The 19,321-nt window shown below is 73.2% G+C and carries 20 protein-coding genes and 1 pseudogene; 12 read left to right on the top strand and 9 right to left on the bottom strand.

All coding sequences use genetic code 11. The annotated features are described in order from the left end of the window. Window positions 1–8 precede the first annotated feature (8 nt). The 3 genes from ACH4PU_RS20840 to ACH4PU_RS20830 form a co-directional block, all read right to left on the bottom strand. On the bottom strand, window positions 9–683 hold the full coding sequence (locus ACH4PU_RS20840; RefSeq protein ID WP_398273853.1) for a VC0807 family protein: 675 nt from the start codon (window positions 681–683) through the stop codon (window positions 9–11). Beyond that, window positions 680–1,324, bottom strand: a complete 645-nt coding sequence (locus tag ACH4PU_RS20835; protein ID WP_398273850.1) for a TetR family transcriptional regulator — start codon at window positions 1,322–1,324, stop codon at window positions 680–682. The genes ACH4PU_RS20840 and ACH4PU_RS20835 overlap by 4 nt, the downstream gene beginning before the upstream one ends. A 74-nt stretch (window positions 1,325–1,398) precedes the next feature. Continuing rightward, window positions 1,399–2,589, bottom strand: coding sequence for a S8 family peptidase (locus tag ACH4PU_RS20830; protein WP_398273847.1), 1,191 nt, complete (start codon window positions 2,587–2,589; stop codon window positions 1,399–1,401). A gap of 311 nt (window positions 2,590–2,900) precedes the next feature. Here ACH4PU_RS20830 and ACH4PU_RS20825 point away from each other — a divergent pair, with 311 nt between their 5' ends. From ACH4PU_RS20825 to dapD, 3 genes are all read left to right on the top strand, one after another. Beyond that, window positions 2,901–3,224: a DMT family transporter gene (locus ACH4PU_RS20825; RefSeq protein ID WP_398273844.1), complete on the top strand. Its 324-nt coding sequence runs from the start codon at window positions 2,901–2,903 to the stop codon at window positions 3,222–3,224. Further along, entirely contained in the window at window positions 3,224–3,763 is a 540-nt protein-coding gene (locus ACH4PU_RS20820) for a TetR/AcrR family transcriptional regulator (RefSeq protein WP_398273841.1), read from the top strand. Before ACH4PU_RS20825 ends, ACH4PU_RS20820 begins: the two co-directional genes overlap by 1 nt. Window positions 3,764–3,840: 77 nt before the next feature. Then, window positions 3,841–4,830 carry a 2,3,4,5-tetrahydropyridine-2,6-dicarboxylate N-succinyltransferase gene (dapD, locus tag ACH4PU_RS20815; protein ID WP_398273838.1) on the top strand — a complete coding sequence of 330 codons (990 nt, stop codon included), beginning with the start codon at window positions 3,841–3,843 and terminating at the stop codon, window positions 4,828–4,830. Window positions 4,831–5,044: 214 nt separating this feature from the next. Here the strand turns inward: dapD and dapA are convergent, their stop codons facing one another. Both dapA and ACH4PU_RS20805 read right to left on the bottom strand, forming a co-directional pair. Then, window positions 5,045–5,947, bottom strand: a complete 903-nt coding sequence (gene dapA / locus ACH4PU_RS20810) for a 4-hydroxy-tetrahydrodipicolinate synthase (RefSeq protein WP_398273835.1) — start codon at window positions 5,945–5,947, stop codon at window positions 5,045–5,047. A gap of 109 nt (window positions 5,948–6,056) precedes the next feature. Further along, window positions 6,057–7,916 carry an endonuclease/exonuclease/phosphatase family protein gene (locus ACH4PU_RS20805; protein ID WP_398274177.1) on the bottom strand — a complete coding sequence of 620 codons (1,860 nt, stop codon included), beginning with the start codon at window positions 7,914–7,916 and terminating at the stop codon, window positions 6,057–6,059. Between the two features lie 420 nt (window positions 7,917–8,336). On the opposite strand from ACH4PU_RS20805, the gene ACH4PU_RS20800 reads away from it, so the two are divergent. Then, window positions 8,337–9,839 carry a hypothetical protein gene (locus tag ACH4PU_RS20800; RefSeq protein WP_398273832.1) on the top strand — a complete coding sequence of 501 codons (1,503 nt, stop codon included), beginning with the start codon at window positions 8,337–8,339 and terminating at the stop codon, window positions 9,837–9,839. Between the two features lie 206 nt (window positions 9,840–10,045). Here ACH4PU_RS20800 and ACH4PU_RS20795 read toward each other — a convergent pair whose 3' ends face one another. Continuing rightward, on the bottom strand, window positions 10,046–10,906 hold the full coding sequence (locus tag ACH4PU_RS20795) for an NmrA family NAD(P)-binding protein (protein ID WP_398273829.1): 861 nt from the start codon (window positions 10,904–10,906) through the stop codon (window positions 10,046–10,048). Between the two features lie 108 nt (window positions 10,907–11,014). Between ACH4PU_RS20795 and ACH4PU_RS20790 the strand changes: the two genes are divergently transcribed. Beyond that, window positions 11,015–11,419, top strand: a complete 405-nt coding sequence (locus tag ACH4PU_RS20790; protein WP_398273826.1) for a winged helix-turn-helix transcriptional regulator — start codon at window positions 11,015–11,017, stop codon at window positions 11,417–11,419. A gap of 260 nt (window positions 11,420–11,679) precedes the next feature. Here the strand turns inward: ACH4PU_RS20790 and ACH4PU_RS20785 are convergent, their stop codons facing one another. Continuing rightward, complete coding sequence (locus ACH4PU_RS20785) at window positions 11,680–12,198, bottom strand: GNAT family N-acetyltransferase (RefSeq protein WP_398273822.1); 519 nt, start codon at window positions 12,196–12,198, stop codon at window positions 11,680–11,682. Window positions 12,199–12,245: 47 nt separating this feature from the next. Further along, on the bottom strand, window positions 12,246–12,629 hold the full coding sequence (locus ACH4PU_RS20780) for a VOC family protein (RefSeq protein ID WP_398273819.1): 384 nt from the start codon (window positions 12,627–12,629) through the stop codon (window positions 12,246–12,248). Between the two features lie 310 nt (window positions 12,630–12,939). On the opposite strand from ACH4PU_RS20780, the gene ACH4PU_RS20775 reads away from it, so the two are divergent. The 4 genes from ACH4PU_RS20775 (at window position 12,940) to ACH4PU_RS20760 (ending at window position 15,717) form a co-directional block, all read left to right on the top strand. Next, complete coding sequence (locus ACH4PU_RS20775) at window positions 12,940–13,641, top strand: DUF4097 family beta strand repeat-containing protein (protein WP_398273815.1); 702 nt, start codon at window positions 12,940–12,942, stop codon at window positions 13,639–13,641. 453 nt (window positions 13,642–14,094) lie between these two features. Further along, window positions 14,095–14,631: a nitroreductase family protein gene (locus ACH4PU_RS20770; protein WP_398273812.1), complete on the top strand. Its 537-nt coding sequence runs from the start codon at window positions 14,095–14,097 to the stop codon at window positions 14,629–14,631. Beyond that, the gene (locus ACH4PU_RS20765; RefSeq protein WP_398273809.1) at window positions 14,606–14,908 is read left to right on the top strand and encodes a DUF6092 family protein; all 303 of its coding nucleotides are present in this window, start codon (window positions 14,606–14,608) and stop codon (window positions 14,906–14,908) included. The genes ACH4PU_RS20770 and ACH4PU_RS20765 overlap by 26 nt, the downstream gene beginning before the upstream one ends. Window positions 14,909–14,970: 62 nt before the next feature. Then, entirely contained in the window at window positions 14,971–15,717 is a 747-nt protein-coding gene (locus tag ACH4PU_RS20760) for a tRNA-dependent cyclodipeptide synthase (RefSeq protein ID WP_398273806.1), read from the top strand. 335 nt (window positions 15,718–16,052) lie between these two features. Here the strand turns inward: ACH4PU_RS20760 and ACH4PU_RS20755 are convergent, their stop codons facing one another. Continuing rightward, the gene (locus tag ACH4PU_RS20755) at window positions 16,053–16,478 is read right to left on the bottom strand and encodes a pyridoxamine 5'-phosphate oxidase family protein (protein WP_185943761.1); all 426 of its coding nucleotides are present in this window, start codon (window positions 16,476–16,478) and stop codon (window positions 16,053–16,055) included. A 183-nt stretch (window positions 16,479–16,661) separates the two neighbouring features. On the opposite strand from ACH4PU_RS20755, the pseudogene ACH4PU_RS20750 reads away from it, so the two are divergent. From ACH4PU_RS20750 to ACH4PU_RS20740, 3 genes and pseudogenes are all read left to right on the top strand, one after another. After that, a pseudogene (locus ACH4PU_RS20750) lies at window positions 16,662–17,155 on the top strand (DUF6624 domain-containing protein). A gap of 256 nt (window positions 17,156–17,411) precedes the next feature. Beyond that, window positions 17,412–18,374, top strand: coding sequence for an ABC transporter ATP-binding protein (locus ACH4PU_RS20745; RefSeq protein ID WP_398273803.1), 963 nt, complete (start codon window positions 17,412–17,414; stop codon window positions 18,372–18,374). Beyond that, entirely contained in the window at window positions 18,374–19,099 is a 726-nt protein-coding gene (locus ACH4PU_RS20740; RefSeq protein ID WP_398273800.1) for an ABC transporter permease, read from the top strand. The genes ACH4PU_RS20745 and ACH4PU_RS20740 overlap by 1 nt, the downstream gene beginning before the upstream one ends. Window positions 19,100–19,321: the final 222 nt, after the last annotated feature.

The following is a 19,321-nucleotide window of genomic DNA, read 5'->3' as shown; positions in this document are numbered from 1 at the left end:
CTCCGGTCTCACGCCTTCAGTCCGCGCCGGGTGACGTAGACGTTGTGGAAGAGGATCAGGCCGGCGAGGACCGCCAACCACTGCACCGTGCTCACCAGGGGCACGGAACCCACCGGCACCGTCAGGGCCAGGACCACCCGCACCGCGGCGTCCAGCGTGAACACCGCGCCCCAGACGGCGGTGAGCACCCGTACGTCGCGGCGGAACGCCGGCTCGGTGTCCCAGCGGGAGGCCCAGGCGCGCCACCCCGCCTCGCCCAGCTTGGCGGTGACGACCGTCTGGCCCATGTACATGATGAACGGGCGGCGGGTCGGCAGAGTGCCCAGGATCCAGAGGCCGATGAGGCCGAAGAGCCAGCTGTCGCGCACCAGCAGGACGCGCGGATCGCCGGTCACCAGGGACATCAGGGCGCCCAGCAGCATCAGGCAGAGGGTGAACAGCCCCATGGGGTCGACCCGTCGGCGCCGGATCATCCCGTGGACGATCCAGGGCAGGGTGATCAGGCTGCCCACCGCCAGCGCGGCCCACTGGCTCGCGCCGGCCGCCTGGAGTCCGTAGAACGCGCCGATCGGCAGGGCGAGTTCGAAGAGGAGCTGGAGGACGACGAGCCTGCGCAAGGCTGCGGTCTTCTGCCGCTCGGTGTGCGGCGGCGGGACGGGGACGGTCACGGGCTGTGTGCTCACGGGGTGCTCCTGGTCGCGCGGTCGAAGAGGTCGGCGAGCCGGCGGCCGTGGGCGGCGGCGTCGAAGTCCGGGTCGTGGGCGGCGCGCATCACGAGCGCGTCGATGGAGCCGCGGAGCGCGTACACCATGGTCGCCGGGTCGAACTCGCCGAACTCCCCGGCTTCCTGGGCCGTGCGGACGGCCGTGATCAGGGTGTCCAGCAGGGTGTCCGTGGCGGCGCGGAACTCCCCTGCCGACGGGCTCTCGCCCCGGACGCCGGTGAGCACCTCCACCATGGCGTGCAGGTGCTTCGGGTAGACGTCCAGCAGCGCGAGATTGGACTCGATGTGCGCGCGGAGCCGCTCCGGGGCGGTCGTGTGCGCCTCGATCCTGGGCCGCATGTACGCGTCCGCGACCCGCAGTACCTCCGCCACGACCTCGCGCATCAGGTCGTCCTTGCCGGCGAAGTGGTACGAGATCATCCCGGTGCTGCTCAGCCCGGCCTGGCGGGCGATCCGGGAGAACGACGCCTTGGCGTAGCCGACTTCGGCGATGACCTCGATCGCGGCGTTCACGATCTGTGCCCGCCGGGCGGCCTCCGTGAACGTCCGGTCGGCGGTCGGGGCGGCTCCTTGCTTGACTTCGCTGTTCTTTGCTCGCATGAGCAAAAAGTAGCTGGGATTTGCTTGGGTGAGCAAGTATTGGTTTGGTCAAGCAGGCGGTGGTCCGGCCGGAGTCAGAGGCCGCCCGTGTTCAGCAGCCGGTCCGGTGTCCGGTCGGGGAGTTCGCTCAGCACCCCTGGTGTGGCCTGTTGCTCCAGCCACTCGGTCACCGCCCGCACCGACGCGTCCGGATGCGCCGCCTTGTAGAGCGCCGCCACCCCGGTGACGTGCGGGGCGGCCTGCGAGGTGCCGCTCTTCGTCGCGGCGCCGCCGCCGGCGCGGGCCGAGACGATGTCCAGGCCCGGGGCGAGGAGCCGCAGGCAGGAGCCCCAGTTGCTGAACGACGTCATCCGGTCGTCGCGGTCCGTCGCCCCGACGACCACCGCCCCCGGCGCGCTGCCCGGCGAGTTGCCGCAGGCGTCGGTGGCCGCCGTCGCGGCCTGCGCGTTGCCCGCCGAGACGACGGGCGGCACCCCGCGCTCGGCGACCGCGGCCACCGAGGCGTTGGTCGCCGCGGAGTACGGGCCGTTGAGCGAGGCGTTCAGCACGGAGGCCGGCCCGGCGTGCTGGGCGACCCAGTCCAGGCCCGCCATGAAACGGGAGGCCGACGTCGTCCCCTCGCAGTCCAGCACCCGCACGCTGACCAGCGTCACCTTCCGGGCGATGCCGTGCTCCGTGCCGCCGATGATCCCGGCCACGTGCGTGCCGTGCCCGGAGCCGGTCAGGCAGTCGGAGCCGTCGCCGTCCGGGTCGACCAGGTCGACGCCCTCGCGGGCGCGCCCGCCGAACTCGGGGTGCGTGTAGTCGATGCCCGTGTCGACGACGTACGCGGTCACGCCCGCGCCGGTGCCGGCGACCGTGAACCGGCCGTCCAGGGGGAGCCGCCGCTGGTCCACCCGGTCCAGGCCCCAGGAAGCGGCGGACGGGCCCGCGGACGACTGGAGGAGGACCGCGTCCTCCTCCACGGACCGCACGTCCGGGGAGCGGCGGACGGCGTCCAGTTGGGAGGGCGTGAGGCGGGCGGCGAAGCCGAGCAGGGCGTGCTGGTAGACGGTGTCCGGCGTGACGCCCAGCAGGGCGGTGAGCGCGCGGGGGCTGGCGCCCTGTCGGAGGGTGACGATGTAGTGGGCGGGGACGGCTTGGCCGCTGGTCCGGTGCAGTGCGGCGCGGGGCGCCGCGGGGTCGGGGTGGGGGTCGGTCGGGGTCAGGGCCAGGGTGAGGGGTGCCAGGAGGGCGAGGGGGAGGAGGCGGTGAGGGGGTCTCATGTCCTCTGGATAGGCCGAGGGGTGGCGGGGGGCGATTGGGGTGGGCCGTTTGGCCTGCCCCGGTCCCGCCCTTTCACCGTTTCTTCCGGGGCTGCGCCCCGGGACCCCCTTGTCGCGGCTGCGCCGCTCGTCCTCAAACGCCGGACGGGCTGAATAGCCCGTCCGGCGTTTGAGGACAACCGCGCGGAGCGCGGTTTCAGGGGGCGCGGGGCCCTCCCCACAAGAAACGGTGAAAGGGCGGGACCGGGGCAACCCCACCCCCCACCCCACGTTGCGTACACCCGTACACACCGTTGTGTACCCTCGTACACATGGTGTACCTGACCCTCGCGGGCGCGATCGCCTCCGAGATCGCCGCCACGACCTGCATGAAGTTCAGCGACGGCTTCAGCAGGCTCTGGCCCTCGCTCGGAACGGCGGTCGGCTACCTCGTCGCCTTCCTCCTCCTCGCGCGGACTCTCAAGGCCATGGACGTCGGCACGGCCTACGCCATCTGGTCCGGCGCGGGCACGGCGGTCGTCGCCGCGATCGGCATGCTCTTCCTGGGCGAGGCGGTCAACGCGGCGCGGATCGGGGGGATCCTGCTGGTGGTCGCGGGTGTCGTCGTCCTCAATCTCGGCGGGGCCTCCCACTGATGCCCCGCCGCTACGATCCCGACCGCCGCGACCGCATCGTCGAGGCCGCCGTCCGTGTCGTCGCCGCCCGCGGCCTCGGCGCGCTCAGCCACCGGGCGGTCGCCGCCGAGGCGGACGTGCCGCTGGGCTCGACGACGTACCACTTCGCCACCCTCGACGACCTGCTCGTCGAGGCGGTGCGCCGGACCACCCGGGAGTGGCTGGACGGCCTCGCCGCCTGGGAACGCGGCCTGCCCGCGGACGCGCCCCTCGCGGACGCCGTCGCAGACCTCGTCGCGGAGTCGCTGGCCGGGGACCGTGCGCGCCTGGAGCTGGAGTACGAGCTCTACGCCGCCGCCCTACGCCGTCCGGCCGTCCGTCCGGTCGCCGCCGAGTGCGTCGAGGAGATGGCCGCGGTCCTTGGCCGCCGTACGCCCGACGCCGCCGCGGCCCGCGCGCTCGCCGCGCTGCTCGACGGGGTGCTGCTCCAGTGCCTGGTGAGCGGGCGGCCCTTCGCGCGGGCGGAGGTACGGGAAGCGGTGGCGCGGCTGGTGGGGTGAGCCCCGGCTTCTCCGGGCCACCGGGGTGCGGGAGTCCGGTTCGCCTTGAGCGGGCCCCTCCGGTTAGGTTTTCGGACATGACCGATGCTGCTGTCCCCCTCACCACCGGTGCCGCCGCCGCCGGCCTCGCCACGATCGCCGCCGACGGCACCGTCCTCGACACCTGGTTCCCCGCCCCCGCGCTGGCCGACGCCCCCGGCCCGGCCGGCACCGAGCAGCTGACCGCCGAGCGTGCCGCCGAGCTGCTGGGCGAGGCCGCCCTGAAGGCCGTCGGCCCGGACCCCCGCCGCGGCGTCACCGTCGTCGCGGTCCGCACGGTCATCGCCTCGCTCGACGACAAGCCGCTCGACGCGCACGACGTCTACCTGCGGCTGCACCTGCTCTCGTCCCGGCTGATCCGGCCGCACGGCGCGAACCTGGACGGCATGTTCGGCCTGCTGGCCAACGTCGCCTGGACTTCGCTCGGCCCCGTCGCCGTCGACCGGATCGAGACCGTGCGCCTGAACGCCCGTGCCGAGGGCCTGCACCTCCAGGTGACCAGCATCGACAAGTTCCCGCGTATGACCGACTACGTCGTCCCGGCCGGCGTCCGCATCGGCGACGCCGACCGCGTCCGCCTCGGCGCCCACCTGGGCAAGGGCACGACCGTCATGCACGAGGGCTTCGTCAACTTCAACGCCGGGACGCTGGGTACCTCCATGGTGGAGGGGCGCATCAGCGCGGGTGTCGTGGTCGGTGACGGCAGCGACATCGGGGGCGGCGCGTCGACGATGGGGACGCTGTCCGGTGGCGGCAAGCAGATCATTTCCGTGGGGGCGAACTGTCTGCTCGGCGCGGAGTCGGGTATCGGGATCGCGCTCGGGGACGAGTGCGTCGTCGAGGCCGGGCTGTATGTGACCGCCGGTACTCGGGTCACTCTGCCGGACGGGGAGATCGTGAAGGCGCTGGAGCTTTCGGGTGCGAGCAACATTCTGTTCCGGCGGAACTCGACCACTGGGGCCGTGGAGGCTCGTCCGTACAAGAGCACGTGGGGCGGGCTGAACGAGGCGCTGCACAGCCACAACTAGGCGCCTGCGGCGGGCTGGTGCCCCGGTCCCTCCCCTTCGCCGATTCCTGGGGCTGCGCCCCAGACCCCGCTTATCGCGGCTTCGCCGCTCGTCCTCAAACTCCCCCAGAGGGGGCACCCCCAACGGGCTGAAATCAGCCCGTCCGGCGTTTGAGGACAATGGGGGTCTGGGGCGCAGCCCCAGGAAACGGAGAAAGGGCGGGACCGGGGCACCCTCAGCGCGTCAGCGCCCCCACCGCCTCCCCGTGCACCTCCAGCAACCGCTCCCCCCACTCCTCCGAAGCCGCCTGCAGCGGCGCCCGAACCGGCCCGCCCGGCAGCTCCAGTGCACCGAGCAGGGCCTTCGCCGTCACCGTGCCGGGCAGCCCGCCCGCCATCATCGCCTCGACGAGCGGCAGAGCGGCCGCGTGCAGCCGCCTCGCCTCCTCCACGGAACCGGAATCGAACGCGTCCAGGGAAGCCGCCAGCAGCGGCCCCGCGACGTTCGCCACCGTGCTGACGTACCCGACCGCCCCCACCGAGCGCAGCGGCAGGTTGAGTTCCTCGCTGCCCGAGTAGTACGCGAGCCCGGTGGCGGCGATGACCTTGGCGCTGCCGAGGAGGTCGTAGGCGCAGTCCTTGACGCCCTCGACGCGTGGGTGTTCGGCCAGCCGCAGCATCGTGTCCACCTCGATGCGGGTGCCCGTGCGGCCGGGGATGTCGTAGAGCATGACGGGGACGCCGACCGCGTCGGCCACCGTCCGGAAGTGTTCCTCGACGGCGTCCTGCGGGGGCCGGCTGTAGTACGGGGTGACGACGAGCACGGCGTCGGCGCCGGCCGCCTCCGCCGCGCGGGCGAGGGTGACGGTGTGGCGGGTGTCGTTGGTGCCGACGCCCGCCGTGATCCGGGCGCGGCCGGCGACCGCCTCGGTGACGGCCCGGACGAGGGCGGTCTTCTCCTCGTCGGTGGTGGTCGGCGATTCGCCGGTGGTGCCGCTGAGGACCAGTCCGTCGCAGCGGCCCGCGCCGACGAGGTGGTCGGCCAGGCGCTGGGCGCCGTCGAGGTCGAGTCGGCCGTCGGAGGTGAAGGGGGTCACCATCGCACAGACCGTACGGCCGAAGGGGCTGGTGGGCGGCATCGCGTCACACTCCGGAATCGGGGAACTCGCCCCGATTCTGGGCCCCTTCGACCATACGGTCCATGGACAGTTGCTATCGCTACGTTTCAGCAGCCCTTAAAGAAGGGGGCTAGCCTCGCGGCGTCCAGCGCAGCACCTGCGGGTCGTGGTCGCTCGCCTGGTCGGCGAACTCGGCGTTGATGTGGACGATGTCGTAGTCCGTCCGGGCGGTGCGCGGAGTCTTCCCGCTCATCGCCGGGCTGGTCAGGATGTGGTCCAGCACCTGGGAGTTGCCCTGGTAGACATAGCCGTACCGTTCCTTCGCGGGCAGCAGGCCCACCTGGTCGGTCAGCACCTTGCCGGAGGTGAGGGCGCGGAGCGCGGGGGAGAACTGGTAGTCGTTGAGGTCGCCCGCGACGATCACGTTGGCCTTGCGGTCCGCGGCGAGGATCCGCTTGACGAAGGCGTTGACGACCGCGGCCTGCTTGCCGCGCTGCACCTCGGAGGTGCGGGCGGGCGGCTGGAAGCGGCTGTCGACGCCCTGGTCGCCGCCCTTGGAGTTGAAGTGGTTGGCGATCACGAAGACCCGCTCGCCGCGGAAGGTGAACTGGCCGGCCAGCGGCTTGCGGCTGTTCTCCCACGCGGCGTTCGCCGGGTCGACGCGGCCGGGGGAGGCGGTGAGGGCGGCCCGGCCGTGGTCGCGGACGACGTCCACTGGGTTCGTGGAGCCGCCGCCCGCGATGTCCGTGAAGCTCACCCGGGCGGGGTTGAAGAGGAAGGCGGTGCGTATGTTGCCGCCGGGCTGGCCGCCGTCCTTGCCGTCCACGGGGTCGATCTGCCGCCACTCGTACCGCGGGCCGCCCGCCTTCGCGACGGCGTCGGTGAGCTTCTTCAGCGTCGCGCTCGCGTCGACGGTCCCGTCGTTGGTGGTGCCGTTGTCGTCCTGGACCTCCTCCAGGGCGACGATGTCGGGCGCGGCGAGGTTGGTCACCAGGGCGGAGGCGAGCCGGTCGAACTTCTCCTGCGGGTTCTTGGGGGAGAGGTTCTCGACGTTGTACGTGGCGACGGCGAGTTCGCCGTCCCGCTGCCGGCGCGTGGTCTCGCGCTTCAGCCCCCGGTCGGCGAGCGTGCCGAGCTCGGTGGCCTGGAGGGTGTAGCCGCCGTAGTTGTCGTAGTCCAGCGGGCCGGCGGTGGTGCCGGTCAGCTCGTCACCCACGTTCGCGACCGGGAACGGGCGCTGCGCGAACGGGATCAGCGAGGAGATCTTCACCCGGGCCGCGTTGGGGTCGGCGTACGAGCCGTAGAGGACGCCGCCGCGCGCGGTGCGGTGGTGGCGGGGGTCGGCGGTGACCCAGAGGTCCTTGTGGCTGCTGGTGGCGCCGGTGACCGGCGCGTTCTTGACCGAGACCCGCATGCCCTCCAGCGACTCGAAGCGGTCGAGCGCGTAGCGGTCCGGGTCCAGCCGCAGCTTCTCGATCGATCCGCCGCTGCCGTCGGGCGGCGTCGGCGCGTAACGGGCGGGCAGCGTACGGGCGTTGAGCTCGACGGCGGCGGGCAGGGCGTTGCCCGAGGAGGTGACGGTCCAGGTCGCCTTGGTGAGCTGGGTGACCGACTGCAGCCCGGCGGCCTCGCCGCCCGGGTAGTACTCGGCGACCGTGGCCGAGACCAGCACCGCGTCGCCGACCGCGACGGACGGGGTCGTCGCACCCGTGAAGACGAAAACGGCCTCGCTGGTGGCCGCGTCCCGGTCCGGGTGCGGGTCCTGGAACCAGAAGCCGCGGGCGGACCCGAAGGCACGGACCGCCGTGACCACGCCCGGCACCTCGGTCACCTGCTTCCCGGCCAGCGGGGAGACGCGCGTGGTGCCCTGGATGTCGTGGATCCGGGTCCCGCCCGTGGCGCCCGTCGCGCCCGCGGTGGGGGCGATGAGCAGGCCGGCCGCGAGGGCGGCGGTGACGAGAGTGCCGGTGGTGACGTACGCGCGGCTGATGCGACCGCTACGGCCGTTACGCCGGGTGTGGCTGGTGCGGTGCCGACTGCTGGGCACGAGAAGCCTCCGGAGGCTTGTGTGAGGGTGGGAGGAGGAGCCGATGGCCGCGGACGGAAGCGAATGTTCCGCTCGCCCCCCGCCGCACCGACTTCTACGCGCGTCAATTTCGGGCGTGAGCACGTCAGTTGTCAAGGTCATGTGGGTGTACGCACACCGGCGGGCAGGTGAACCGGGCGGCGGGCCCGGAAAGCCGTCTACGCTGGGGCGGTACGTGCGCCGTCGGTGATCCCCGCGCGCTCGCCGCCGCGGGCGGATGGCCGAGGCCATGCTGTTCCCGGTCATGGTCTCCGGTCATGACCTCCGTCACGCCCGCACCCCGGCACGCCCCCGTGCCGTCACCCCGAGGAGATGACCCCCCTGATGCCCGCAGACCGCCCGACCATGCCGCCGGTGCGGCTCCTCCCCGACGCGGAGCTCGCGCGCGACGCGCTCTCCGCGCCGCTGTTCGCCCGCGCCGCCCGACTGGCCCGCTGGGCCGGCGAGGGCATCCCGGTCGGCGCGGGCGGCGAACTGCTCGCGGACCAGCTGCGCACCGCCACCGGGCTGCTCGGGCTCGACGGCGACGAGGACGGTCCGGCGTACACGGCCGAGGCGTGGCAGCTCGCGCTGGACACGGGGCTGGTCGAGTTCAGTGAGCACGAGGAGGCGGACGGGGCGGAGGCCGAGCCGTCGTCCGACGAGCCCAGCGGCACCGCCGTCGCCGGCGAGGAACTGGCCACGCTCACCTCCGGCAGCCCGCAGGACATCCTCGACCTGTGGCTCGGCGGCCTGGAGACCGTCCTGGCCGACGCGGCGGCCCCGGACCTCGGCGACATCGTCGACCAGCTCGCCGACGACGGCGACCTCGACCTCGACGCCGTCGACTGGAACCCCGAGGAGGAGGCCGACTTCCTCGACGGCGTCCTCGGCAACCTCTACCTGCTGACCGCGCTGGACTCCGACGACGACGCCCGGCGGCCCGTCCCGCTCCCCGCGCTCGCCGCCTCCCTGATCGTCCCGGACGACATGGACGAGCCCACCGACGCCGTCCTCGAAGAGGTCTCCGACGCGATGATGCGCCTGGACGACCAGTTCCGGCTGCTCGCCCCGACCGGCCTCATCGCGTACCAGCCCGTCGACGAGGCGCTGATCGAGGAGGTCGACGGGGAGGGCCACATCCGCGAGTCCGTCGACGGCGTCACCTCCGACGCGCCCGAGGAGGAGGACGTCACCCGGTACGGCATGGTCGCCCTCACCCCGCTCGGCGTCTTCGCCGTCCGCACCCGGATGCTGGAGGCGGGCGTCGACGCCCCCGTCGTCGGCGACCTGGCCGAAAAGGACGCCGCCGCGCTCCTCGCCGCCCTCCCGCACCACCCCCGGCCGGCCGCCCGCGCCGAGACCGAACTCTGGCTCGCCCGCCGCGACCCGCTGACCGCCGCCCGCGAACTCCTCGCCGCCGCCCGCGGCGACGACGAGGACGCCCCGCTGCGCCGGCTCGCCTGCCAGCAGGCCCTGACCCTGGTGCCCCTCGACGCCGAGCCCGCGTTCCGCGAGGTGCTCGACGACCCGAGGCTCGGCGGCCTCGCCCGCGTCTGGCTCGCCGAACGCGGCGCCAAGGACATTCCCGAGCCCGGCGAGGCGATGGTCTTCTGGCTCACCATCGACACGATCGCCGCGCAGCTCGCCTCGGAGGGGGACTCCGAGGAACTGCGGGAGCTGGTGATCGGGCTGGTGGGGCAGCACGGGGGGTTCTTCGACTCGGCCTGGCGGGTCGAGCACCCCGCCACGGCGGATGTGCTGGAGGCGATGGGGCGGCTGCATCCGGAGAAGCGGGTCGCCAAGGCGGCGCGGAAGGCGGCGTTCAAGGCGCGGTCGCGGGGCTAGCGGGCGCCTGCCCGGCGGGGCGCCTGCGGCGGGCCGTGCCCCGGTCCCACCCCTTCGCCGATTCCTGGGGGCAAGCCCCCAGACCCCCTTTTCGCGGCTTCGCCGCTCGTCCTCAATCGCCGGACGGGCTGATTTCAGCCCGTCCGGGGGTGCGGGGGCACAGCCCCCGCAGGAAACGGTGAAAGGGCGGGACCGGGGCACCCCCCTCAAACCCCCCGCAGCGCCTCCGCGATCGAGTCCGCGACCGGCGTTGTCGGACGCCCAATCAGCCGGTGAAGGTCGCCGGAGACCGCGGCGAGCGCCCCACGGCTCGCCGCCTCCTCCCCGCCGACGATGGCGGTGACAACCGGCAGGGGCACGCCCGCCCCCAGCAGCACGGCCCGGTGCTCCGCGGGCGGGAGGTTCCGGTGTACCACCGGCCGTCCCGCCTGCCGCCCCACCTCCGCCGCGTACTCGTCGAGGCTCCAGGCCACGTCGCCGCTCAGCTCGTAAGCCCGCCCCACATGTCCCTCTTCGGTCAGAACGACCGCGGCCGCCGCCGCGAAGTCCGCGCGGGCGGCCGACGCGATCCGGCCGTCGCCCGTGTTCGAGAGGACCACGCCGTGCTCCAGAACGGGCGCCAGGGCCTCCGTGTAGTTCTCGGAGTACCAGCCGTTGCGCAGAAAGGTGTAGGGGACACCGGCGTCCTTGATGGCCCGTTCGGTGGCCGTGTGCTCGTCGGCGAGGGCGAAACCGGCGTCCGGGCCGCCGAGTATGCCGGTGTAGGCGAGCTGGGCGACGCCGGCCGCCGCGGCGGCCCGGACGACGGCCGTGTGCTGGGCCACCCGCTTCCCCATCTCGTTGCCGGAGATCAGCAGGACGCGGTCGCCGGCCCGGAAGGCCTCCTTCAGGTCTCCGGGGGCGTCGTAGTCGGCGGCGCGGACCGTGACGCCGCGCTCCGCGAGGTCCGCGGCCCTGGCGGGGTCCCGGACGGCGGCGACGATGTGGTCGGCCGGGACCCGGCCCAGCAGTTCGTCGATGACGAGCCGACCGAGGCGGCCGGTGGCAGCGGTGATGACGATGCTCATGCGTGCTCCTGAGGTGATGGGTTCCGACGCGGTGAGGCGCGACCTGACACTCACCCTAGGAGCTGTACTTACTCAGGGTGAGTACCCACTTTGAAGTAAGCTGCTGGCATGGACGTAAGGGAAGAAGGATGCCGGGAACGGCATCCGGGGCTCGCGGCCCCCGACGTCAACGCGGCGAACTGCCCCTCGCGGCAGCTCCTCGAACACATCACCAGTCGCTGGGGCATCCTGGCGCTCGCCGCCCTCCTGGACGGCAGCCACCGCTTCGGCGAACTGCGCCGCCGCATCGGCGGCGTCAGCGAGAAGATGCTCGCCCAGACCCTCCAGACCCTGGAACGCGACGGCTTCGTCCACCGGCACGCCCACCCCGTCATCCCGCCGCGCGTCGACTACACCCTGACCCCGCTCGGGGAGCGGGCGGCCCGGCAGGTGTGGTCGCTGGCCCGCTGGGTCGAGGGGCACGTCGGGGAGGTCGCGGCCGCGCAGGAGCGGTACGACGCGCGACGGGCGTGAGCCGGGTGAGCGCGGGTGCGGGCCGTCACCGTGCGCCATCCGCCGCACCACGTCGCGGGCGGGTGGCCGTTCGGAACGAGAGGGACCCCGTGTTCCTGTGCGATCCCGGTCGACATCCGGCCGCCGACGGACTTCCACGCCGCCGAACCGGCCGGGCTCGCCGAGGGGGTCCTGGGGAGACCGGGAAGTGGCCGGACTGCGACCTGTTCGCCTGCCCGTACCTGTGACCGCGGATGGCCCGCGGTCGAACGCCGCCGTGGTCAGGCGCCGAACGGGGCCGCGTACCGGATCCTGCCCGCCGGCAGCGGCCGGTCCGCGTCGAGGGCCAGCACCATCATCGCCTCGTCCGGCACCTCGAAGGCGGGCAGGATGCCGTGCGCGGAGGCCCGTTCGAAGCCGAAGCGCGGGTAGTAGTCCGGGTGTCCGAGCACCGTGACGGCGTGCTCGCCGCGCGCCCGCGCCGCGTCGAGGGCCGCCCGGACGGCCGCCGAACCGGCACCCGTCCGCTGGTGGGCGGGCAGTACGGCGACGGGGGCGAGGCAGAGCGCCGGCTCCTCCCCGATGTGACACCGCGTCAGCAGTGCGTGGGCGACGAGCTCGCCACCCGGCGCCTCGGCCACCAGCGACAGCCCGGGAATCCAGGCCGGATCGGCACGCAGCGCGTCGACCAGGTCCGCCTCCGCCGGGGTGGGGAACGCGGCGGCTTCGACGGCACGGACCGCGGCGATGTCGGCGGCGGTCTCGGGGCGGGTGGTCCAGGGAGCGGCGGGCGGGTTCACGGCGGTATCGGTCTTCCCTATGGAGGCGGAGGCGGAGGCGTAGGTGGTCAGAGGGGCTGGATCCGGCGGCGCAACAGGCAGAACCCGTTCCCTTCCGGGTCGGCCGGAACGTGCCGGCTCTCCCGGCCCGTCTGCCCGACGTCGGCGGGTCTGGCCCCGAGAGCGGGCAGCCGCTGCGACTCGGCTTCCTGGTCCCGGTCGGTGGGACTGACGTCGAGGTGCAGCCCGAGCTTCGCGGGCCGCGGATCCGTACTGGGGCTGATCACCGGAATCGGCTGCGGCCCCCCGCCCCCGACACCGGCCGGCCCGATCGCGATGCTCCCGTCGTCCTCCCGCTCGGTCTCGACGTAGCCGAGGACCTCACTCCGGAACCCGGCGAGCCGCTCGGCGTCGACGGCGTCGATGACCAGCTCACTGATGCGGGATGCCATGCCCACCAGTGTACGGAGCCCTCCGACGGGGAGTCTGGTGCCAGAGGGGGGCGGTGTCGGCCCGGACCGTGCGGGGCGGTGCTTTTACGGGGTATGCCGCCGGGCGCGCCCCTTGGGGAACCGCCCCTCGGGCGTGTCCCCTAGGGAATCGGGCGGTGGGGAATCATCCCTCGTGCCGACGACTCGTCATCTGTGACGGGAGAGGGTGGTGGGGACGCGCCGGGCGCCGGAAGGGGGCCTTTCACGCCGGGTGCGCTGTCCGTCGCCGCCTTCCGCGGCCTCGTCCGCCCGCACTTGGAGTCCGTACCCCATGTCCCGCCACCGCACCTCCCTCCTCGCTCTTTCCGGGGCCGCGCTGAGCGCCGCTCTGCTGGTGACGGGGTGTTCGATGACCGACGGTCCGACGAAGAAGGCGGAGCGTACGTACACCGTGCGGGGGAAGGTCACGGTGATCGACGCCCAGACGCTCGGCGGGGACATCAGTGTGCGTCCGCTCGCCGAGGGGGCGGACAAGGTGCAGGTGACCGAGCGGTACGAGTACAGCGGGCCGAAGCCGAGTCCCGAACACCGCCTGGACAACGGGCGGTTCGTGGTGGAGAAGGCGCACTGCGGCGGTTCCCACCGGTGTACGGTCCACCTCACCGTGCTCGCTCCGCCCTCCGTCGCCGTCGAGCTCAAGACGGCCGGCGGCGACATCACCGTCGCCGGGACGTCCGGCGGTGTCGACGCCGACACCAGCGGCGGGGACATCCACGTCAAGGACTCCGCGTCCCGGTCGGTCCGCGCGGTCACCCGGGGCGGGGACGTGACGGCCGCCTTCACGGCCGCGCCCGACGTGGTCGACGGCCGGACGCAGGGCGGCGACATCACCGTGCGGGTGCCGAAGGGGAGTTACACGGTGGACGCGACGACGTCGGGCGGCAACCGGAAGGTCACCGTTCCCTCGACCGCCGGCGCCCCGCACCGGATCAAGGTGCTCTCGCACGGCGGGAACGTCTCCGTCCTCTCGTAGGGGCCGCGCGCCCCTCGGTCGCCCGAGAGGCCGCCACCGTCAGGAATCCCACATCCCGGGACGGAAAGCGGTGACTTCTCGGTCAAGTCCGGTCAAGCCCGGCGCGTTCGAACGCGCCGGGCTCTTCGTTTCGCGGCCGAAAAGGCGTACTGGACAGCACCCCGGCCCGTCTGGCAGGCCCGCGCTCCCGGCGCGTTGAGCAGCCGGAGACCCCCGTCGGGCGGATCGGTCCTGCCAAACGAACGCCCGGTTGAGTAGCGCCTGTTCGGCCATTCGCCCGTTTCCTTACTGAACAACCAGTTCCGGTTGGTGTCGCGGCATATTGCCGTGTTGACTTCTTGAGTCGGCCGGTGACCGTGGGATACACAAGGGGCGTTTGCCGCCCGAGTGGCAAGAGAAAGGGAAGTGATGCCACAAAGCACCTTGCCGGAAACGCTGCCCGAGACCCATCGCGTGATCCGCAGCCGGACCGTCCTCCGGAACTACGCGCCGCAACCCATCGACGACGAGCTCATCGACGCGATGCTGGAGTGCATGCTCGCCGCACCCACCGCCTCCAACAAGCAGGCGTGGTCGTTCGTCGTGGTGCGCGAGCCCCGCAACGTCCGCCTCCTGCGCGCCTTTTCGCCCGGGATCATCGGTACCCCGGCGTTCGTCGTCGTCGCCTGCGTCGACCGGCGCCTGACCGCCGGCTTCACCGGCGAGGTCTCCCGCAAGATCTACGAGACCTCCAAGCTCTGCGTGGCCATGGCCGTGGAGAACCTGCTGCTCTCCGCGCACGCTCTCGGCTTCGGAGGCTGCCCGGTGAGCAGCTTCCGCGAGGAGATCCTGCGCGACCTCCTCCGCCTCCCGGAGGCGCTCGAACCCGTGCTGCTGGTGCCCGTCGGGCGCCCGGCGCACGAGCCCACGCCGTCCGACCGCCGCGACAAGAACGAGGTCATCAGCTATGAAGTCTGGGGGAACCGTGGCACCGCAGAACCGGTTGCATGAGGACATCGCGCTGCTCGCCGCCTACCTGCTGAGCAGCGGCCGGGGGCTCCTCAACGAGCCGGCCGACTACGGCGCGTTCCGCTGCGCCGACGCCGCCCGCCGCACCCTGGAGATCCTGGAGAACGCCGGCGGCAGCACACCCGGGCTCACGGAGGTGCGGCAGCGCCTGGACGACTACATGTTCGCGCCCATGGGCGGTGACACGGACATCGGCCGGGTGCTGGACGAACTCTGCTCGAAGATGGCCGAGACGCTGAAGGACGCCCCGGCGTCCTGACGTTCCGGCCTCCCCCCATTCGAGGCGGACACCCCCGAACCCCCCTCCGGAGGAGAACTGACATGTCGCCGCATGTGCTGACGGACGCTTCCCCGAGCGCTTCCCCGATCGCTCCCGCGATCGAGATGCACGGGGAGCCGCTCGGCGAGAACTGCCGGCGCATCCTGCCGCGCGGAGAGCACGCCCTCATCGGCGTGAGCGCCGGCAACAGCTATTTCAACCAGGACCGGCTCACGGCCCTGCTCGACTGGGCCGAGCGGTCCTTCGAGGACATCGATGTCGTGTACGTGGACACCGCGTTAGACGAGATGCTCCTCGCCGACGGCCGTACGCCCGAGAGCGCGGCCAAGTCCGTGAAGGCCACCGTCCGGGACGTCCGCAGGCGCATCAAGCGGGCCCGGGAACGGCTCGGCCCGCAGGGTGCCCGGATCCGCGTCCGCGCCCTGTCCGAGATCATGGAACTCCCCGGCTACCAAGCCGTCCGCTGGGAGACCGACCGCGCCTTCCGGGAGGACCCGGAGTTCGCCGCCACCTGCCGGGCACTGGTCCGGGACGTCGTCGAAGGCCGCTCCGGCACCGGCGCCGTCACCGAGGCGCACTTGCGGGCCGGCCTCGCCTACGTCCAGGCGGAGGCGCCGCTGTTCACCGACTGCCCGGCCATCTTCGGCGTCCCGACATCCGTGGTGCTCTACCACATGAAGACGCCCATATCCGAGTACCTCGCGGGATCCCCCGAGGGCTTCCGCGCCGCTCCCGGGCAGGGCTTCGCCATCGTCCGCCCCCGGGACTGGTCGCTCGCCCGGATCTGAGCCCGGCCGCCGGCGGAGCGAACGCCGCCCGGCCCGTCCGCCCGCCGCCGTCACCTCCCTTGACGGCGGCGGGCGGACCCGTTTCTCCTACGCGGACCCGTTCCTCTTACGCGGACGCCACCGTCACCGCTCCCGCGCCCGCCGGCCGGAACGTGCGGCGGACGACGGGGAACATCCGGCGCAGCCGGCCGCCGCCGTCGCGCCGGTGGGCGGTGGCCGAGCAGCCCGGCGGCGGCCAGCACGAAGGCGGCGGTGCGGATGCCCACGACGCGGGTGCCGGGCCGGATCGCGGCCGGCGCGGCGCGCAGCGCGCCCGGAAGCCGCCCGGAAGCCGCTCAGAAGCCGCCCAGGTCGGCGGAGATCCAGTGTTCCGGCCGCATGAAGACGAGGACGTGCCCGCCGAGCCGTGTCCGGTCGTACTCGACGAAGCCGTCGACCTTGTCGGCCGGGAGGTAGCGCGCGGCCATCTCCCGGGAGCGCTCGGGGCTGTCCTCCTCGATCCTGAGCACCGGGCCCTCGACGGACACGTAGCGGACCGTCGGATCCGTCCGCTGTGCCATCAGGCTGAACCGGCCCGCCGCCCGGATCGCCCGCGCCTTCCGGGAGTCGGGCCCGGTCCGCACCCACAGCTCGCCACCCGGCGTGTACTGGTACCAGATGGGGACGGTCAGCGGCGCGCGATCCGGCCGTTCGGCCACCGACAACGCACCGATGTGGGGCTCCGCCAGAAACAGTTCACGTTCCCGCATCGTCAGTGTCATACGTCCGACCCTAACGACGGCCGGCGGATCCGGCCTTTCGGGAGCAGATCCATCATCGCCGCGCACCGGCCCTTCCGTCACCGTCCCCGCGGCCGATCTCCGGGCGGATTCGTCCCCCTAGGGTGAGGGAAATCCCTTGCCGACCCGACCCTCGGGGGGGGGAGTGGAACGGTGACCGCCGCCATGACGGCCCTCGCCGCGGAGCTCGAAAGCATGGCCGCCGACGACCACCGGGCCGCCGCCCGCGCGCACGACGAGGACCCGGGCGGGCAGCCGGCCTGGCGGCGCCTGACCGCCCGGCACGGCGACCGGCTGAACGAGATCATGGACGCACACGGCCGGCCGGCCGCCGACCTGGTCGGCCCCGACGCGGCCCGGGCGGCCTGGCTGATCGCCCAGCAAGCGGACCGGCAGCTCGACGTCCAGCGGCGCGCCCTCCGCCTGCTGGAGCAGGCGGTCGCCGAGGGGCGTGCCGCACCCCGCGACTCGCCTTCCTCCGCGACCGCACCCTCGTCAACGAGGGCCGCGAGCAGATCTACGGCACCCAGATCGCCGGCGTACGGGACGGCGCGCCGGTTCCGTGGCCCTGCGAGGACCCCGAACGGGTGGACGAGCGCCGCGCGGAGGCCGGCATCGAGCCGTTCGCCGCGTACATCGCCCGGTTCCCGGCACCCTGAGCACGGGCCCTGAGCACGGGTGGTTCAGGCTCTCCGCGGGTGTATGGGCGGAGCGGGGAGGTGCCGGCGCGCGTCCCGGAGGCTGCTCGCGTCGACGTTCCACGGCAGTTTGCGCCCCCGGCGCACGGCAGGGGCTTTCCAGGGTCATCAGGCCGCGCACTCACGGAAATCACCCTCCCGCGATGACGAATGTCCTGCTGGGAAGGGGTGGTTCGGATCTGCCGGGGCCCGTGGGGCGCTCCCTAGGGTCGTCGGCATGACGCCATCAGTTCTCCCTCCCAGGACCCCGCGGCGGGCCGGGACCGCCGTCGACTTCGCTGCCGTGAAGAAGAGTTACGGCGACGTCCACGCCGTCCGGGGCCTCGACCTGGCCGTCGACCGCGGCGAGACGGTCGCCCTGCTCGGCCCCAACGGCGCCGGGAAGTCCACCACCATCGCCCTGCTGCTCGGGCTGCTGGCCCCCGACGACGGGCACATCGGCCTGCTGGGCCGCACACCGGAAGAGGCGGTGCGCGCCGGGCTGGTGGGTGCGATGCCGCAGGAAGGCGGGCTGATCCCGCGCGTCACCGTCAGGGAACTCCTCACGTTCGTCCGCGGCACCTACCCGTCCCCGATGCCGCTCGGTGAGGTCCTGGACGTCGCCCGGCTCACCGGGCTGGCCGACCGCCGCGTCGACAAACTGTCCGGCGGACAGGCCCAACGGGTGCGCTTCGCCCTGGCGTTGTGCGGCGATCCCGAACTGATCGTGCTGGACGAGCCGACCGCCGCCCTGGACGTCACCGCGCGCCGGGAACTGTGGCAGGCCATGGCCGCGTACGCCGCCCGCGGCAACACCCTCCTCTTCTCCACCCACTACCTGGAGGAGGCCGACGAGTACGCCCGGCGGATCGTCGTCATCTCCCGGGGCGCGGTCGTGGCCGACGGCAGCGGCGCCGAGCTGAAGCAGCGGGCCGGCGGCCGGCGGGTCAGCGTCGACCTCGACGGCCGGGAGCCGGGCGCCTTCGCGCGGGTGCCCGGCGTCACCGGCGTGGAGGTGCGCGGCGCGCGCGTCCACCTCGCCACCGACGACGCCGACCTGACCGTCACGGCCCTGGCCCAGGGCGGCGCCCTGCGTCACGTCGAGGTCACCGGCGGCGGCCTCGACGAGGCGTTCACCGCTCTGACCGGTGCCACCACCCGTTCCGAGAACGGTGACACCCACGTGGGGAGTGCTCGGTGATGCTGCTCGGCTATCTGCGCCTGGAACTGCGCCGCACCGTGCGCGACGGCGGTTTCCTGATCACCTCCCTCGCCGCTCCGGTGGTGATGTACCTGCTCTTCAGCCACATGGGCAGCGGTCACCCCACACACGCGGAGCAGGTGCGCACCCTGGCCGGGATGGCGGGGTTCGGTGCCCTCGGCGCGGTGATGACCACGTCCGGCGGCATCGCCGAGGACAAGAAGGCGGGCTGGCTGCGGCAGTTGCGGCTGACCCCGCTGCCCGCCGCCACGGTGGTCGTCGGGCGCGGGGTGAGCGCGATGTTCCTGGCGCTGCCCCCGGTGCTCGCGGTCGGTCTGCTGGCGGCGGTCGTCAACGGCGTCTCGCTGAGCGCCGGGGAGTGGGCGGGGCTGCTCGGTGTGCTGTGGCTGGGCATCGTGCCCGTCGCCATGCTGGCCCTGGGCTGCGGCTACCTGATCGAGGGCGCCAAGGCGCACTCCGTCGGACTGGCCTCCTACCTGCTGCTCGCCGTGGTCGGCGGCCTGCTGATCGACACCGGGGACCTGCCGCACTGGCTGTCCCGCGTCTCGGGCGCGACCCCCGTCAACCGCTACAAGGAGATCGCCTCCGACCTCGCCCTCGGCCACACCCCGACCCTGACGGCCCTGGCCGTCCTCCTCGCGTGGAGCGCCGGCCTCACGGCCTTCGCCGTCCTCGGTTACCGCAGGGGTGGCGCGACGGCCTGAGGCGGGGCCCCGGGCCGTCCGCGTCGGAGGCCAGAGCCGTCCGCGTCGGAGGTCCGGGGCGTTCTTGTCGGTGGCTCGGGCCGTCGGTGTCGGCGGCCCGGAGCCTTTCCGCCGACGACCCGGGCCGTCCGCGCCGACGGCCCGGGGTCTTCCCATCGGCGGCCGGGGGCGCTCCCGCCGATGGCCCGGAACGTTCCCGCCGGCGGCCCGGAGCGCTCCCGT

It is taken from the genome of Streptomyces sp. NPDC021100, assembly GCF_044333095.1.
GTDB lineage: Bacteria > Actinomycetota > Actinomycetes > Streptomycetales > Streptomycetaceae > Streptomyces.
Note: the sequence above shows the minus strand (reverse complement) of the source record. Positions and strands in the feature narration are given on the sequence as shown.